Below are 17,379 nucleotides of genomic sequence, written 5' to 3'. Positions count from 1 at the left end.
CAACACAAAATAATTACTACAAAAGTACTATATAATCATCCAGTTTGTTGTAGAAGTCTCGGGAGTAATTTCGACTTCATAATCTCCCAAATCTCCTATTTTTTTTGGTAGCTTTCCTTGAGAAAGAGCATTAAACATTGGTGTAGGATCAGCATCAAAAGTAACTACTCTAAGAGTTTCATCCATTAGAGTATCGAGTACAGCAACTTCATAATTAAGTAATCTATCTAACCAAGGAAGTTTATAGTCCTTATGTATTAGATAAGCTGCAAAATTTTTAGCCTCTTTATAACTTAGTTGTTCTGGTGGATAATATTTCCAAAAATCATTAAGAATGGCGGCAAATACTTCCATCCCTAATACCAACATCATATATCGTGTTGTGAGTTTAAATATTCGAGCTACCATAGAAGCTCTAAATTCTTTTATTAGCTTTTGATATATTTTAATTCTTTCTTCATTCTTTAATACATCATGTTCGTCTACTCGGCCAATAACATGATTACCTAATATATTTTCCCATGCTATGGGATCAAACTCCTGGTTAAGTTTTTGAATATTGCATACTGTTTTTGGAAGTTTTTCTTCCTTAGGAATACGATATTGCTCTTTTCTATTTTCCCAAAGTCCTCTTACTTTTTCCATTTCAGAAATAATAAGAGCATCACCAACTACAGGAATATAAGAATCGAATATTTCATAAGTAACAGCTTTCAAATTAGTAAGATCTGGTAAAATTTCTTTTGTTATAGCAAGTAACCTTTTATCTATAGGTCCAGAATGAGAATCCATCCATAAATTATTCAATTCTGTTCCTCCTGCTATATGCATTTCTACCACATGTTCTAAAGGTATTTCTTTTAAGAAATCTGTAATACTTTGACGGCCATTTAATTGATTGGCAAAAATATTATGAATATCTAATAATATTCCACAGCCCGTTTCTTTACATAATTCTGCCACAAAACTTCCATCATTCATCTCATGACTATTGGGTTTTAGATAATTCACCCCTGTCTCAATAGCAATAGGTTTTCCTATTTTATCTTGAAGATACTTTATATTTCGTATTGCTAACTCCAATCCTTTTTTTGTCTGGCAAGGCGGAAGAAAAAAACCAGTATTAAATTCGGTAGTAGCATTAAAACTAAGGTGCTCTGTTACCCAGGGACTATCAAAAAGAGTTGTAGTATACTTAATTAATTCTAACTGATCCTTTTTTGGCAGTAAACTCCCTCCCACAGGTGCTCCTATACTGTGTACCAGCTTATGATATGGTAATTTATTTATTTCTTCAAAAACTTCTGTTGGCACCTTTAAATTATCATTTTCATCTCTGATGCATAATGTTTGAGGTTCTATTTCAAATGTATCAATTAACCCATTAGGAAAATTAATATTGGCCACTGTAGGTGAGTAAATAATGCCTACCCCTAATTGCGGTAGGCACTCTAACTCTAGCGTTTTTTCAATTACACCCATAATTTGTTTTAAAAATTAAAATCAAACTGGTTTTGGAAAAATATATCATTCCCCGAACAACATGCCAGGCATCCTATTTCTTCAAAAATGCTTTTTATAGCATTATCAATCTTACCAATATCATAAGATACAGCGGGAGATACACCAACACTTAGAGTCTTTGTTGCGATTAATTTACTAGGTTGTGGTGAAGGGTCTCTAAAAGCCAATGACCGTGAAACTACATTCTCTCTTGGGTCTAAAACATAATCTCTAATCGTTTGAAAATAGCAGTCTACGCCAGAGAAACATTTTGGACATCCTAATTCATCTAACAGCTCATGAATACTATTTTGAAAAGCTTTTGCATCATATGCTACTTTTGCAGGGATCGATAATCTTACTGCCCCTCTTCCCTTTTTTTGATCAATTTTCATCTTATTTTGTGTTTTAATTATTAATTACATAAAAATACTCACACAATCATTTGTAAAACAGAGTTTTACCACTATAAAGCACAAGGTAAACACCCCTTAAATATAAGGGTGTTATACTCCTCAAAAATCTAAGTAATAATTAACAATGTTCACTAAAAAAATATGGTCAAAATGCCGTATATTTAAGGATAGATCCCTTCTTGTCAATACATTACACATGTAGACAATAAAACACACATTTTATTACTTAAAAACCTTTAAATCTAAAATTATGAGTATCTCACAAGCATCCCCTAAAAGCAAAATGGAAAGACCAAGCTTTAAGAACCAATATGATAATTATATTGGAGGAAAATGGACCTCACCTGTAAAGGGTCTGTATTTTGAAAACATCTCTCCGGTTGATGGTGTTAGTTTTACCAAAGTAGCTCGTTCTACGAGTGAGGATATAGAACTTGCAATTAATGCTGCATGGGCAGCTGCACCAGAGTGGAACAATTCTTCTGCCACATATCGTAGTAACTGTTTATTGAAAATCGCAACGGTACTAGAAGAAAACCTCGAAGTATTAGCACGAGCAGAAACCTGGGATAATGGAAAAGCATTACGCGAAACTCTTGCTGCAGATCTCCCTCTGGCGATTGATCATTTTAGATACTTTGCTGGCGTAATTCGTGCAGAAGAAGGATCTGTTAGTGAACTCGACGCCAATACAGTATCTATAAATGTACCAGAACCTCTTGGGGTTGTTGGGCAAATTATCCCATGGAATTTTCCATTATTAATGGCTACCTGGAAAATTGCCCCGGCACTGGCAGCGGGAAACTGTGTTGTTTTAAAACCAGCAGAACAAACCCCTGTAGGAATTATGATCTTAATGGAACTCATCGAAGGTATACTTCCTGCTGGCGTTCTTAATGTAGTAAATGGTTTTGGAGTTGAAGCGGGTAAACCATTAGCATCAAGCCCACGTATTAATAAAGTAGCCTTTACCGGAGAAACTACTACAGGGCAACTCATCATGCAATACGCATCAAAAAACATAACTCCGGTAACCTTAGAACTTGGAGGAAAATCACCAAATATCTTTTTTGAAAGTATTATGGAAGCTGATGATGAGTTTTTTGATAAATCTTTAGAAGGAGCAGTAATGTTCGCACTCAATCAGGGAGAAGTATGTACTTGTCCATCTAGAATTCTGATTCAGGAAAGTATCTATGACCAATTTATAGAACGTGTTATCGAGCGTACAGAGGCTATTAAATTAGGACATCCATTAGATCCCGAAACTATGATGGGTGCTCAGGCTTCTAATGATCAGTATGAAAAAATACTAAACTACCTTTCTATTGGTAAAGAAGAAGGATGCGAAGTATTAACAGGAGGAGAATCCGCATATATCGAAGGTCTTGAGAATGGTTATTATATACAACCTACACTTCTAAAAGGAAATAACAAAATGCGTGTATTTCAGGAAGAAATCTTTGGTCCTGTAGCATGTGTTACTACTTTTAAAGACCAGGCAGAAGCCATTGAGATAGCAAACGATACCCTTTATGGATTAGGTGCCGGAGTATGGACTCGCGATACTCACCAGGCTTATCAGGTTTCTAGAGCAGTACAAGCAGGACGTGTTTGGGTAAATTGCTATCATACCTACCCGGCTCATGCTCCTTTTGGAGGGTATAAAAAATCTGGTATTGGTAGAGAAACACATAAAATGATGCTTAATCACTATCGCCAGACTAAAAATATGCTCATATCATATGATAAAAAAGCAATGGGTTTCTTCTAAAAAATGAATAAAATGATAGCACGTATTAAGATTACCGATGCAGCAAAAGCTGTAATCGATACCCTTACTGCAAAACACGGGGAGTTGATGTTTCATCAAAGCGGAGGATGCTGCGATGGCTCCTCCCCAATGTGTTTTCCGAAGGGAGAATTAATGATTAATGAAACAGACATCTGACTGGGCAATATCCATGGGTGTAACTTTTATATGTCTGGGGATCAATTTGAATATTGGAAACATACGCAATCAACCATAGATGTTGTACAAGGCAGAGGGTCTAGTTTTTCTCTTGAAATTCCTATGGGAATTCGTTTTGTAATCAAATCACGAATATACACCGAACAAGAAATGGGAGAATTAAGCTCTATTCATATTGGTGAAGTATGAATTTACAACTGATAGGAAGATTACAAGCGTTATAAAACCATAATGAATGTTTTAGATAAATATAAATGTCTCCTAGTGCAAGGATCAAAAACATAACTGATAAAATTAGTTATTTTTGGTTCCTACCAGAACCCAAATCGTTTTATCAGTTTCATTTTTCCATTTTCCAAAATCTTTAATTTCTTTAGAGATCGAAAATCCTGCTTTTTGTAATTCTTTCTTTACATATTTTAAAGACAATGTATGCGCTTCGGTTTGCTCTGCTCTTGATGTATTAAGCATATGTTTTTTTAATTTCTCTATGATAACAATCCTTCCTCCTGGTTTAAGAGCGTTTTTTATATGATCTAGAATTTTCATATAATCATTCATTTCATGATATGTATCCATTACTACAACTACATCTAGTGCTTTATTTGGTAATTTAGGATTATCGTAATCTCCAACTATAGTTTTTATATTTTGAAGCTTACGATCTTTAATATATTCATCTAATTTCTCAAGTCTATCTTCTCTTACATCTACAGCATATACTTTTCCTGATTCTCCAACTTTTTGAGCCAGATGCATGGTAAGATACCCCTCATGACAACCAACATCAGCAACCGCATTACCTTCCTCTATTTCTGCAAGTTTAAAGATTTTAGGTACATTCATCCACGTATCTCTTTCCTCCCAATCCGTTTTTTTATATTGGGCATAACCAATCTCTACAATCAAAACTAATAAAACCAAAAACTGACCTCGTTGTCGCATATCAAATATTTTTTACAACTGCTTTAGTTTTCAAAATACTTTTAAATTGAATACAGCAGGCTTATTTTATGAAAATTTTGTGCTTTAACCGCATTTAGCATTACTCTACAAACACTCGGTCTTCTCCTTTAAATTCGGGAGTTTGAACAGAAATTACTTTCAATGGTATTTTTGATAAGACTTTTACTGCATGTATAGTTTGTTCTGGTATAGTAACCCAGTCTCCTTTTTGTACTATAATTTCTTTATCATCAAACCGTACATTGGCTTTACCCTCCAACACTAATACCTGCTCGGTATGTTTTATGTGCTTATGCGGTTTTACATCTTTTTTAATCCATATTACAAAAGTTGAAGTATGTGTATCGCTATACACTTTCTTAACTAATATATTGTCATAGTCCTGATCAGGTTGAAAATCCGAAATAGCACTTTTAGTTTGTGCCCAAAGCCCTGTTGAAACGATAACACAACAAATAAAGGGTATAATTTTCATGAGTATATATTTTAGCAAATTAAACTAAGATTTTTCGGATTCAAACTTTGCACCTGTAGGTGTACGATATCCTGAAAAAGGAAGTTTTAATAATTTACTCACATTTGCATTTGAATCCACATCTGGATATGTATCTACTCCATATATCAAATCTTCATTTTTTATCTTGGAAAAAGTGCCAAAAATCCTATCCCAGATAGAAAAGATATTACCATAATTTGTATCTGTATATGGCAATACATAATGATGATGTACTTTATGCATATCTGGAGAAACTATAATCCAACTTATCATATCATCTATTCTTTTTGGTAAAGAGATGTTGGCATGATTAAATTGGGATAATATTACAGATAGAGATTGATACAACATGATGATACCTATAGGTGCTCCTACAATAAATACAGCAAGAGTCGTAAACAAAAATCGGATAATACTCTCACCAGGATGATGTCTATTGGCTGTTGTGGTATCTACATGATTATCGGTATGATGAATGAGATGAAACATCCATAATGGTTTTATGATATGTTGAACATAATGTGCCAACCACGCTCCTATAAGATCCAGTAATGCAATACCAAGTATTATTGTAGGCCATAGAGGTAATGCCAACCATTGCAATACACCAAATTGATTAACAACAGTCCAATCGCTAGTTTTTAGTAATATAAAAGCTAATACAAAATTAATAACTATCGTTGTTAGAGTAAAAAATATGTTGGGCCATGCATGCCTAAACTTTTTATAATCAAATTTAAACAAGGGCATCGCATATTCTATACCCCAGAAAAAAGTAATCCCTCCTACCAAAATTAAACTACGATGAGATGATGGTATAGTTTCAAAATAATTAATTATACTTTCCATACACACAAAATATTCCATTTTTAATAATTAGACAATTGTTTTTCTATAAATGTGAGTAATGTAACAGAGGTTTTTACTTTTAAGCAACTAAAAAGTTGCGTATTAAATATATATACTTATATTTGCAACCATATAGTTGTGTATTAACAATAAAAATATAATAAATATGAAAGATGTAATAATCAAAGAGAAGATACTTAATCACCCAATTGATAAAGTATGGAACGCGATAACTAATGCTAAGGAGATTTCAACCTGGTTTTTGGATGCTGATTTTAAAGCCGAAAAAGGGTATCAATACATATTTAACTCTTCTGGAGAAAACTGCTCTCCTATAAAAGGTGAAGTAAAACAAGCAAATCCCTATACTTTAGTATATTTGTGGATTGTAACAGAAGCTCCAATAGAAACAACTGTTAAATGGGTATTAGAAGAAACCGAAGAAGGAACTAAATTATATCTAGAACATTCTGGTATTTCTAGTTACAAAGGAGAAACTGCTGTTGAAATGTTTACTAGTTTTAATGGCGGATGGGATAATTGTATTTCGGGATTAACCGATTACCTTAAACAAATGGTTCATGCAGGATAGAATCACCACAATATTAAAAGCTGTTGCAGATCCTACAAGGCGTGAAATTTTTCACGCTTTGGTGGTAGCAACTACTGCCCTACCTATAACTCAGATATCAAATCAATTTGATATTAGTCGCCAGGGTATTACTAAACATCTAAAAACTCTAGAAGGAGCTGGTTTGATCCATATAGATACCAAAGGAAGGGAGCGTTTTTGTCATGCCAATGCTAACCCATTAAAAGAAGTAAATCAATGGTTAAAGTTTTACGAACAATTCTGGGATGGAGCTCTAGGTGATTTAAGTGATTATTTAGATAATATGTCTTAATATTTTACTGTAATTAAACACTTGAGTCATTTTTTATTTTTTCTCTCACCCATTTAATTGCTTCTTCAATATTTTCAAAAGATACTATACCTTCTTGGTAAAACATATTTTCTATCCTGATACTTGTCTTCTGAGATTCATTGTATGTAACTGCAGCAAAAGCCTTCATATTAGGAAATACATCTTTTATTTTCATATAATCTGTAGCTTCTAACGAATATGAATTTATTCTATGAGAGACATAACCAAAAGGTTGGTCACCAAAGTGTAAATTTGTTAATAGAGATAATGTCTTTGCTTTTTCGTAATCAAAACAAATACCTTCTGCTACCTCAATTACCAGATAATTTTCATAGAAAAAGATCTTGCCCATCTCAAGATCATATTGTTTAATAAGCTTGTCATTCTTTATAGGTCCTGACATATTTAATATTCAGATTTTAGAGTAAAAACCAGATTGTAAACGCTTCAACTTTTTTAACAAGCGTTAAAAATTACTTAGTTTTCCATTTTCCTCTCTAAAAACCTATCAATTCAATATACTTCAACCTACAAAACCAAGTAAATCTATACTAAAAGTACTAATTATTATCGGTATTTTAATGGTTACAAGAATTATATCATTTTATATTTCCTTAACAATTATGCAAGTATTTAATCCATATATAATATCAGAAAAATAGCGTTCGTAAAACTCCTAGATTTGTATTTTGTTGAGTTTCTAACTACATTGTTACAGCAAAACAACTTAATATCAATAGATTATGGAAACAACAACAAAAACACCCGTATGGTTTTGGATTATTAGCGCCTTAGCACTTTTATGGAATATCATGGGTGTAATGGCTTATATTGGTCAAGCTTTTATGACAGATGAAGTATTGGCAACTTTACCAGAAGGAGAACAAAACTTTTATAATAATACACCGGCTTGGGTGACTGCTGCTTTTGCTATAGCAGTATTTGCAGGAACTATAGGTTGCATAGCATTACTCCTTAGAAAAAAATGGGCTTCTCCTCTCCTGCTCCTTTCACTCATTGCTGTTCTTGCACAAGCTACATATAATTTCTTTTTACAGGACTTTGTAGAATTATCGGGTAACCGAGTTATAATGCCAATCATAGTTATAGTCGTCGCTATCTTTTTAGTTTGGTTTTCAAGAAATTCTAAGGCAAAAGGATTGATTTCATAATAAAAAACCTTCATTTTACGATACTATATTATAACCTGAATCAAGATTATTGATTCGGGTTTTTTTATGGATTTATTTTATATAAAAAGTAAAATCATATCATATCGATTTCACTAAACATTTGAGTGGTATCGCCAATTTTAAGAAAGTTTAACGGTTTTTTTAACTCGATCTTAAAGACTAATTCGATATGTCACCAGTTTAAACAATGTGCACAGATTAAACTAAAATCGTAAACTCAAAAATGAAACTTAATGAAAACGAAAACCGTATTAAACCGATTTAAAATTGGAGCCCTGGCAGTTGCATTATCTTTTGCTTCTTGTCAAAAAAATGAAGATTTTGATCAAAATCCAGATTCTATTGAGGGACAAGATCAATTCATCGAAAAGTATTTCTTAGGAGATCGTGTCCTTGTAAAAAAAGAAGATGATGGAACCTATAGTCTACAAGGAACTGATGCCAGATTATTTGAAGATCAGTTGACTGATACAAAAGTTGCTCTTTCTGATAAACTAGAGCCAGATGCTGGAATAAATGCAAAGTTAGGACTTGGTGGAGGTGTTCGTAAATGGACAAATAACACTATAGTTTATGTAATTAAAGGGCTGAGTCAATCTGTGAGAAGTGAACTTCAAAAATCGATGGATGAATGGACTAGCAAAACTAATGTTCGCTTTAAAGAACGTACCAATGAATCAAATTATGTTACCATTAGTAGTAATGGAGATAACTGTAATTGTGGCGTTGCAACTCTTGGAATGAATGGATCAAGAGGATTTATTCGTTTAGGTACCCGTACAACAGCTGTTGTGATTATTCATGAAATCGGACATACCTTAGGATATATTCATGAACAAAATCGTTCGGATAGAGATAATCATATTATCATCAATTTTGACAATATCCAAAATGGAGCTGCTGATCAGTTTTACAAAAGTAATTCTGCTACTTTGATAACCAGAGATTTTGATATTAAATCTACAATGATGTATGGTAGTTATACATTTAGTAAAAATGGAAAACCAACCATAACAGACCTTAACGGAAATGTTTTACCAAGAAGACAAGCTGCAATTTCTGCTCTTGATATTGAAGGGACTAATAAAGCATATCCAAAAGATGGTGATAATCCTCCAGTAGGAACAAACCCATGTGATGGTATTGCAGAATGGGTAAGTGGTCAAAGCTATTCTGTTGGAGATAAGGTAACATACCGTGGATTCTTATACGAAAGAGATTTTACAAGATGGAACCGAATCGCAGAATGTAAAGACTCAACTCCAAGTGCGGATATTTGCGAAGGAGTTAACGAATATAGTAGAAATAATAGCTATACAGCTGGAGATAAAGTAACCTATAACGGATTTTTATACACGTTAGGTACTAATGGAAGATGGAGTAATGACGGACGTTGTGGTTCGTAAACATTTTTTGCCTTAAATTAAAAGTGAAAAAGGGTTGTCGTTAGACAGCCCTTTTTATATTAATAACACATCTATACAAACTTCTTTATGATACATCAATATCTTCAAGCTCCTTAAATAATGCCTCTGCAGAATTTATGTTGTTATTATAACACCTCCCCACCCATCGTACAAAAACAATAAAAAATATGATTGCAACCGGTATAGCAATTGTAAATGGCCAAAGGGATTTGGTTTCAGAAAATAAATCTTTATTATTAAGGATTTTTGATGTAACAGGCATAATAACAAACATTAAAATAAATCCTAGATAAAATCCCATTTTGGTAACAGTTTGAAAGCGTTTCTTACCTTTACTATATTCAAGTAATGTTTCCTTATAATTATTTACTGCAATATTTACTTTTCTCATTTGATAAATCGATTTTAACGATAATACCGGTAAAACTGATAGTATAATTATTGATATTATTCCTGATAATAAGGTATACCAATTATCAAGTTTATTAAGATTGATTAATATCAATATCACTACACCATAGCATATGATAGCGCCTATCATCTCTGGATATGCTATTTTATTTATTTTTTTTCTATATTGTTCCTGCGTCATCATAATGATCATTTTATCCGTTAGCTTCTTTTGTTTCTCTATTTGGTCACTCATCTGAGACCAAACTGTTTGCATTTCCTCCAATTCCATCTTCTCTTATTTTTTTACAATTTGTGTTTTCAATTTTTGTTTAATTCTAGAAATTCTGGTTCCAACATTACTTGGAGACAGGCCGGTTATCACAGCTATTTCTTCATATTTCTTACCTTCCAAAAGCAGTAAAATCAATCCTTTATCTAATTCATTAAGATCATGTATATGTGCATATAATTTTTTCAATCGCTCTTCAAATTCTGTATCATGTTGTTCGGTTTGACGCATTATCACATCATACATTTCTATCTGATTTCCTCTTCGTTTTTCTTTTTTTAATCTTGTTATAGCAGTATTAAGACCTACACGATACATCCAGGTACTAATTTTAGAATCTCCTTTGAAACTATCATATGATTTCCATAACTGGTAAACAATTTCCTGATAGAGATCTTTTTGATCCTCGTAATTATTGGTATAAATGGTGGTTATTTTAAAAATAACTCCTTCATTCTCTTTAATAATTCGAGTAAACTCGTATTCTTTACTCATATATAGGCCTACTTTTCCTAATTAGTATAGGGTGCATTAAAAAAATCACAAAATATTCTATAAATATTTTATGAAATACTGATTATACTTTTAAAATTTACTAAAAACAAGCTATCATAAATACAATGAGTAGCTCTTAAAAAGGTAAGTACTTTAATCTTTTACTACAATCAATGTAGCTTTAACACCAGTGGTAAGATTCCATTCACTACTTGTAAGTAAGTTACCCTTATCATCATAAAGATGAAACTCTGCGGTATTAGGGCCTGATTCCCCTTGATTTAGGGCTTGTATATCTATTTTATTAAATCCCTTAGCAAGGTCAACCGAGATTCCTTTAAAATCTCCGGAAAGGAATATTTTTGAGACAATAACGGCATCATTAAGGTAAATTCTTACCACATCGCCATCTACAAACTGATGATCTCTATACATCAATCTTACAAATTCTCCATTACTCTTAAAATCACCTAGATACTGATCACTTTTATATTCTTCTTTGATTTCATTATCTTTTTTGAACCACTTTGGAATAGCATCTGTTTTGGGCTTAAAAAAACCATCATTACCAGTCATATCAAAAGTTGGCTTACTACGAGCATACTCAGTTAATGCATCCGGGGTTTTATATAAAGACGAATTACTATTAAAATTAGGATCTAAACCCTTAGACAGGCTATACTTATTTGTACTAAGATCACTTTTAGCATCAATTCGCAAAGAAGTAGAGTTTTCTATTTGAGCATGCATTACCATTCCCATACATAACAAAAAAACTATAAAAAATTTAGCTTTCATTTCTTTTATGCTGCTCATTAATTTTAAGTAAAGATAAATATTATAGCCCTTTAAGACTGTTAATTCATTATAAAATCTTACTTTTTATCAATCATTAACATTAATAAAGACGTTAAAAATCTGTAATAATTACAAGTGTTTGCTCTATTAGTTCTGTCTGTTAGCGATCAACTGATCTTATTTGAGATGTTTTTGTATCAATTTTGAAGAATAATACACTTTGAAATATTATATAATTTAACTAGTAAATAATTGATTTTAAGCTTATCCCCCCTAATAATTTTACGGTAAACCATAAATTATTGGAAATATGTAAAAAAATACCCCAACAAACTTGTAAGATAAACCTTATATTTATTATTTTGTTGTTAAAAATAGGTATGATCTATTATGTTATCGGAGGAGTGCTTCTGACTATGCTCCTTTTTTTGTATCTACAATACAGAAAAGTTTCTAAAAAACTTGATGAAAAGAATATAGAATTAAAGTCTTTAAACAAGGAAACAGTAAAACAGTTTCAATTGCAACAAAATCTTATTTCTATTCTTAGTCAGGAACTCAGAACACCCTTGTATGGAATAATGGGATTGACTAATCTCTTGGAAGAAGAGCATCCTGATCTTAAAAATGATAAAAACCTGAAATCATTAAAATTTTCTGGAGATTATCTTTTTACCCTTATTAATAATGTATTACATGTTAATTTTTTGGATTCTGAAGAGATAACTGTACAAAATATACTATTTGATATAAAAGAAGTTACTCAAAACCTTATACATTCATTTAGTTATGCTACAGAGAATAGTGATAACGTATTACACTTTGAGTTTGATTCTGAAATAGATCATATGATTTATGGAGATCCTGCCATTCTTTCTCAAATACTTATGAATCTGGTAAGTAATGCATTGCGTTTTACTAAAAACGGAAATGTATATTTCTCTGTAATTTTAATTAAGAAAAAAGAAAATATATCTACTATTTCTTTTAAAATTAATCATGATGGAGATGAGCTTTCAAAAGAAGACAAAAAATCTATCTACCAAGAGTTTATTAATGTAGGAAATGCGAAAAAAAAATACTTGGGAACAGGGATTAATTCAAAAATAATAAATAGACTTGCTCAGGCATTAAATGCCGAAATTATTATCCAAAATGATTCTCATCTGGGATCTGAGTACGCATTGGTTATTGACTTTAAATCACAAGTTAGTAAAGAGACCATAAATCATAATAGCACTTCTTTTAATAATTCCATAGCTTCAAAATTTAGAGTATTAATTGTGGATGATAATAAATTAAATCTTCTGGTTGCCGATAAAATATTATCAAAAGAAAACTTTGATTGTACCACTATAGATAATGGTTTTGATGCTATAGAATTGGTTAGAGAAAATGAATATGATGTAATTCTTATGGACATTAATATGCCTAAGTTAAATGGAATTGGCACAACAAAGAGAATACGCGAGTTTGATACAAAAACACCAATTATTGCCCTAACTGCAGTAGATGTTACCCAATTAAACAAACAGATTATACAAGCTGGACTAAACGATTATATATTAAAACCGTATAACAAAAATCATTTATTAGAAATGATTCACAGACATATAGACAACCCAATACATACTCACTAATTAGTTGATAATTATTTGCTGTCCAATTTTTAGCACCGAGTTATATTTTAGCGAATTGGTTTTACATATTTCAGAAACTGCCAATCCATGTTTATTGGCTATTCGATGAAGAGTATCTCCTTTACGTACCGTATAAATCTTTTTTTGCTCTTCTTTAATCCGTGCGATATCCTCCATAGTTTTATGAATAACTATTTTACTCATACGAGTAGATCTGTGATATCTGGGTGTCATCCATTTCTTAGTCACAAAAAGAGTATCTGATCGAATTTTCGTATCACTGGCAAATTCGAATAAATATTCTGGATTAATACTTTTACCGTGATATCGTACTTCTAAATGTAAATGACTACCTCTAGCATTTCCTGTTACACCACCTGTGCCAATTGTTTGCCCTTTTTTCACCTCTTCGTTCTCTTTGATCAGCGATTTTGAAAGATGAGCATACACTGTCTCTAATCCATTATGATGCCTAACCACTACAGTATTCCCGTGTCCACCGTGATATCCAACATATCTAATTTTACCGTCTAATATTGATTTTACACTATCTCCAACCTGAAGATCAATATCTATACCTTGATGTGGTCGCCCTCTTCTCCATCCATAACGAGAGGTAACTACCATTTTGCGGTCAACCGGAGGTGAAAAATCTTCATCCTGAAATGCTAACTGAAAAGGAAATGTAAGATCCTCATTCCAATATGGATTAAACTGTTGATTGTCCCATTTTGTAGTATATGCTTCCAGATTTTCTTGTAAAATATCTTCTTCGGGAAGATAGCTACTATTCTTTTTGGGATAAATTGGTAAGCAGATGATCTCACCTTCTACGACTAACTTTTTATGATCAACTGGAATATTTTCTATTTGCACAAAATTTTCCTGTGCAACTAACATTAGGAATGGCGAAAATATCAGGAAGTAAAATACAAGTCTCTTTTTAATTAAAAACATCAATTATCGTTATACTTTTTTAGTAATTAAAGTAGACCTGGGTGTTAGGGTTTATTTTCTACAATATAACTGTAAAAATAATACGTTATTACAATAAGTTAATAATTTATTTTTTAACAAATACTGTTTTTTTGTCGACAATCACCATAGAATTTTGATAATCAACATGTTATTAAATATAAGTTATACAGGGTTTCCGTACGTATTTTACGGGATACTATTTATTCTTAAAACCATTAACACTTTTTAAGAAATTGATATGAAAACATTAGTAATTATCAAAACAATAAATGGTCGTAGTCGTAGTTAGAATAACACTAATTATTAATTAAATAACCATGAAAAGATCATTCACATTTATTGCTTTGTCAGGGGCATTAATCATGACATCGTGTGTGTCAAAGAAGAAGTATGTTGCATTAGAACAAGAATTACAAGACACTCGTAGTACTTTACAAAAGACTGCAGTTGAAAAAGATGAATTGGAAGGCAAATTTGCTAAAATCGAATCCCGAGTAGCAGATTATAATGCTAAGATCAATTCTCTTAAAGACTCTAATGATGAAAAAATGGTAATGGTAGAAGATGTTGCAGCAATATCTAACAACACCAAAGAGAAGATGAAAGAAACATTAGCCAAAGTTGATCAACAAAAACTTCAGGGAGCTACATCTTTAAAAGATTCGATGAATTTGGCGGTATCACATAACTTAAAAAATTCTTTATCCGATGATTTAAAACAAGATGAAGATATCTCTATCGATATTGATAATACCGTAGTAATGATATCTATTTCTGATAAAATGTTATTCAATAGCGGTAGTTATAGAATAAGTAATAAAGCTGATAATATATTAAAAAAATTAGCCGATGTAATTAATTCTGAGCCAAGCATAGAAGTAATGGTAGAAGGTCATACTGATCCAAGAACTATTAGCAATGCAGTTGTTCAAGACAACTGGGACTTAAGTGTAAAAAGAGCAACATCTATTATTAGAAAACTACAATCTAGCTATAATGTTGATCCGGCAAAATTAATTGCCTCTGGAAGAAGTAGTTACAAGCCTCTTGTAGAGAATGATACCGAAGAAAATATGGCAATCAACAGACGTACAAGAATCGTATTACTACCAAATATGGATAAGTTTTTTGCGATGTTGTCTTCTAACTAATTATAATTTTTAAATAACAGCCATGTTATTTATTAAAAACGAGATGGATCAACGTATTCATCTCGTTTTTTATTTTTATCCTATTAAACCTTTTCATTGTTAGAATGTCTTAGTAACAAATCAAAACATTTTGAAACTATGAAAAATATAACACTACAAAAAATTCCTGTTTCTTTATTCTTACTAATAACTCTGCTAGGAACTAGTAGTTTCACCTCTAATATATATACTTGGGAACACCTTGGTTCCAGAACAGTAAATTACAGATTAGATAAAGATATTATTAAGGTAGCTGCAAGAGAAGGAGGATTTAAAAAGCTTAAAATCAAGGTTACAGGAGGCTCTTTAAACATGCACAAAATGGTTGTTCAATATGGTAATGGGAAAAAAGATGTAATCCAATTAAGGCATAATTTTTCTCGTAAAATCGAAACCAGAATAATAGATCTTAAAGGTGGAAAACGTATAATTAGAGATATCACCTTTTTTTATGATACTAAAAAATTATCTCGAAAAAAAGCAAAGGTTCACGTCTTTGGAAAGCATTAAAGAAAAATAGTATCAGATTTGTTTTATAAAACAAATCTGATACTATTTTAATCAAGTCTATAATATCCACATTTAAGATATGCTCCTTCAGGAAATGAAATGGGATGATCAATATCATGATCAGTCTTTTCTAATAAGCTAAAGCTTCTTCCTGATTTAAGGATATTCTCTTCAGAAATTTTAAAAAAGTCCTCGGCCAAAACTCTGGAAGAACAGGAAGCCAAAATCAAAATTCCATTAGAAGATACTAAATGTGATCCTAATTCTGCTAATCGAGCATAACTAATCATCGCTTTATGAATTTCACTTGCTCTTTTTGCAAATGATGGAGGATCTATAACTACAATATCAAATACAGTTTTATGATCTATTAATTTCTGTAATCCCTCAAACGCATCCGCTACTATAACACTATGTTTTCCCTGATGCACATTTAAAGCAACATTCTCTTTGGCCATACCTAAAGCTTGTTTACTAATATCTAAACTTATTACTTCCTTTGCGCCACCATTTAATGCATGAACCGAAAATCCACCAGCATAAGAAAACACATCCAAAACAGTTTTACCATAAGCAAGCTCCCCTACTCTTTTTCTATTATGACGGTGGTCAAGAAAATATCCAGTTTTATGACCTTTAATTACATTTGCAGAAAATAGGACTCCATGCTCTTTAAAAACCACAACTTCATTTTCTAGAGCTCCATAGATTATCTGACCATCCTTAAGATCATATACTTCCCCTTTGGACTGTAATAGTCTGCTTAACCTAAGTACAACACAGTTACATCCTGATATAGCAACCAGATGCTCTACTATCCAGTTTAAATAAGGAAACCAAATATGTGAATATAACTTAATAACCAGAACTTGATCATATACATCTGCAATACACCCAGGAAGATGATCATTCTCTCCAAATAGCAATCTATAACTATTTGTATCAGTTTCTAATAAAGGAGTTCGTTTTTTATAGGCCTCAGAAATTTTTTCGACAAACCACTCTTCATTAATCTGTGCTGTTTTCCTAAATTGAATTAATTTAATACGTATAGGAGAATATGGGTCATATAAACCACAAGCCAAAAAAACATTTTTTTTAGTATCATAAACGATCACCAGATCGCCTGCTTCTCCTTCTGTATTTTGCTTTATAATACTATCTTCAAAAACCCAGGGATGCCCTTGTTTTATTATCTTTTCTGCAGCAGGTCTTACCTTAACAGCAAGTCTTTTTGTTTTTATTTCAGGAACAATATTCATCGTATGCAAGGATAGTGATTATTTTGTTTTCCTAAAATGATTACATTAAATGAATTAAGGTTTTGTTAAATAAAAA

At 31.9% G+C, this 17,379-nt stretch carries 19 protein-coding genes and 1 pseudogene; 9 read left to right on the top strand and 11 right to left on the bottom strand.

Going from position 1 to position 17,379, the window contains the following annotated elements; translation table 11 throughout:
* Positions 1–27: 27 nt before the first annotated feature.
* Positions 28–1,482 (bottom strand): DUF692 domain-containing protein, encoded by a 1,455-nt coding sequence (locus Z054_RS0110945; protein WP_024770108.1) that lies wholly within the window; start codon positions 1,480–1,482, stop codon positions 28–30.
* 8 nt (positions 1,483–1,490) lie between these two features.
* Complete coding sequence (locus tag Z054_RS0110940) at positions 1,491–1,898, bottom strand: hypothetical protein (protein WP_024770107.1); 408 nt, start codon at positions 1,896–1,898, stop codon at positions 1,491–1,493.
* 271 nt (positions 1,899–2,169) lie between these two features.
* On the opposite strand from Z054_RS0110940, the gene Z054_RS0110935 reads away from it, so the two are divergent.
* Both Z054_RS0110935 and Z054_RS28265 read left to right on the top strand, forming a co-directional pair.
* Positions 2,170–3,693, top strand: a complete 1,524-nt coding sequence (locus Z054_RS0110935; protein ID WP_024770106.1) for an aldehyde dehydrogenase family protein — start codon at positions 2,170–2,172, stop codon at positions 3,691–3,693.
* A gap of 3 nt (positions 3,694–3,696) precedes the next feature.
* Positions 3,697–4,080, top strand: a pseudogene (locus Z054_RS28265) (DUF779 domain-containing protein).
* A gap of 105 nt (positions 4,081–4,185) precedes the next feature.
* On the opposite strand, the gene Z054_RS0110925 reads toward Z054_RS28265, so the two are convergent.
* The 3 genes from Z054_RS0110925 to Z054_RS0110915 form a co-directional block, all read right to left on the bottom strand.
* A complete protein-coding gene (locus tag Z054_RS0110925) occupies positions 4,186–4,836 on the bottom strand; it encodes a class I SAM-dependent methyltransferase (RefSeq protein WP_024770105.1) in 651 nt (216 codons plus the stop codon).
* A 100-nt stretch (positions 4,837–4,936) separates the two neighbouring features.
* Positions 4,937–5,332: a cupin domain-containing protein gene (locus Z054_RS0110920; protein ID WP_024770104.1), complete on the bottom strand. Its 396-nt coding sequence runs from the start codon at positions 5,330–5,332 to the stop codon at positions 4,937–4,939.
* A 24-nt stretch (positions 5,333–5,356) separates the two neighbouring features.
* Complete coding sequence (locus tag Z054_RS0110915; RefSeq protein ID WP_024770103.1) at positions 5,357–6,202, bottom strand: sterol desaturase family protein; 846 nt, start codon at positions 6,200–6,202, stop codon at positions 5,357–5,359.
* A 166-nt stretch (positions 6,203–6,368) separates the two neighbouring features.
* Here Z054_RS0110915 and Z054_RS0110910 point away from each other — a divergent pair, with 166 nt between their 5' ends.
* Both Z054_RS0110910 and Z054_RS0110905 read left to right on the top strand, forming a co-directional pair.
* Positions 6,369–6,794, top strand: a complete 426-nt coding sequence (locus tag Z054_RS0110910) for an SRPBCC family protein (protein ID WP_024770102.1) — start codon at positions 6,369–6,371, stop codon at positions 6,792–6,794.
* Entirely contained in the window at positions 6,784–7,107 is a 324-nt protein-coding gene (locus tag Z054_RS0110905) for an ArsR/SmtB family transcription factor (RefSeq protein WP_024770101.1), read from the top strand. Before Z054_RS0110910 ends, Z054_RS0110905 begins: the two co-directional genes overlap by 11 nt.
* Before the next feature lie 13 nt (positions 7,108–7,120).
* On the opposite strand, the gene Z054_RS0110900 is transcribed toward Z054_RS0110905, so the two are convergent.
* Positions 7,121–7,531, bottom strand: a complete 411-nt coding sequence (locus tag Z054_RS0110900; RefSeq protein WP_024770100.1) for a hypothetical protein — start codon at positions 7,529–7,531, stop codon at positions 7,121–7,123.
* A 340-nt stretch (positions 7,532–7,871) separates the two neighbouring features.
* Here Z054_RS0110900 and Z054_RS0110895 point away from each other — a divergent pair, with 340 nt between their 5' ends.
* Positions 7,872–8,300 (top strand): hypothetical protein, encoded by a 429-nt coding sequence (locus tag Z054_RS0110895; RefSeq protein ID WP_024770099.1) that lies wholly within the window; start codon positions 7,872–7,874, stop codon positions 8,298–8,300.
* A gap of 254 nt (positions 8,301–8,554) precedes the next feature.
* On the top strand, positions 8,555–9,727 hold the full coding sequence (locus Z054_RS0110890; RefSeq protein WP_024770098.1) for a M12 family metallopeptidase: 1,173 nt from the start codon (positions 8,555–8,557) through the stop codon (positions 9,725–9,727).
* An 85-nt stretch (positions 9,728–9,812) separates the two neighbouring features.
* Here Z054_RS0110890 and Z054_RS0110885 read toward each other — a convergent pair whose 3' ends face one another.
* The 3 genes from Z054_RS0110885 to Z054_RS30115 form a co-directional block, all read right to left on the bottom strand.
* On the bottom strand, positions 9,813–10,430 hold the full coding sequence (locus tag Z054_RS0110885) for a hypothetical protein (protein ID WP_024770097.1): 618 nt from the start codon (positions 10,428–10,430) through the stop codon (positions 9,813–9,815).
* A gap of 6 nt (positions 10,431–10,436) precedes the next feature.
* Positions 10,437–10,925 (bottom strand): RNA polymerase sigma factor, encoded by a 489-nt coding sequence (locus Z054_RS0110880; protein ID WP_024770096.1) that lies wholly within the window; start codon positions 10,923–10,925, stop codon positions 10,437–10,439.
* A gap of 153 nt (positions 10,926–11,078) precedes the next feature.
* Positions 11,079–11,741, bottom strand: coding sequence for a hypothetical protein (locus Z054_RS30115; protein ID WP_152538525.1), 663 nt, complete (start codon positions 11,739–11,741; stop codon positions 11,079–11,081).
* Between the two features lie 362 nt (positions 11,742–12,103).
* Between Z054_RS30115 and Z054_RS0110870 the strand changes: the two genes are divergently transcribed.
* Positions 12,104–13,363 carry a response regulator gene (locus tag Z054_RS0110870; RefSeq protein WP_024770094.1) on the top strand — a complete coding sequence of 420 codons (1,260 nt, stop codon included), beginning with the start codon at positions 12,104–12,106 and terminating at the stop codon, positions 13,361–13,363.
* Here the strand turns inward: Z054_RS0110870 and Z054_RS0110865 are convergent, their stop codons facing one another.
* Positions 13,364–14,320 carry a M23 family metallopeptidase gene (locus tag Z054_RS0110865; RefSeq protein ID WP_084050259.1) on the bottom strand — a complete coding sequence of 319 codons (957 nt, stop codon included), beginning with the start codon at positions 14,318–14,320 and terminating at the stop codon, positions 13,364–13,366.
* A gap of 338 nt (positions 14,321–14,658) precedes the next feature.
* Between Z054_RS0110865 and Z054_RS0110860 the strand changes: the two genes are divergently transcribed.
* Both Z054_RS0110860 and Z054_RS0110855 read left to right on the top strand, forming a co-directional pair.
* Positions 14,659–15,492, top strand: coding sequence for an OmpA/MotB family protein (locus Z054_RS0110860; RefSeq protein ID WP_024770092.1), 834 nt, complete (start codon positions 14,659–14,661; stop codon positions 15,490–15,492).
* Positions 15,493–15,630: 138 nt separating this feature from the next.
* The gene (locus tag Z054_RS0110855) at positions 15,631–16,041 is read left to right on the top strand and encodes a DUF2541 family protein (protein ID WP_024770091.1); all 411 of its coding nucleotides are present in this window, start codon (positions 15,631–15,633) and stop codon (positions 16,039–16,041) included.
* A 47-nt stretch (positions 16,042–16,088) separates the two neighbouring features.
* Here Z054_RS0110855 and Z054_RS0110850 read toward each other — a convergent pair whose 3' ends face one another.
* The gene (locus Z054_RS0110850) at positions 16,089–17,303 is read right to left on the bottom strand and encodes a class I SAM-dependent rRNA methyltransferase (protein ID WP_035091454.1); all 1,215 of its coding nucleotides are present in this window, start codon (positions 17,301–17,303) and stop codon (positions 16,089–16,091) included.
* Between the last annotated feature and the right edge of the window lie 76 nt (positions 17,304–17,379).

The sequence above is a fragment of the Aquimarina macrocephali JAMB N27 genome, assembly GCF_000520995.1.
GTDB classification, from domain to species: domain Bacteria; phylum Bacteroidota; class Bacteroidia; order Flavobacteriales; family Flavobacteriaceae; genus Aquimarina; species Aquimarina macrocephali.
This window is presented reverse-complemented; position numbering and strand designations above follow the sequence as displayed.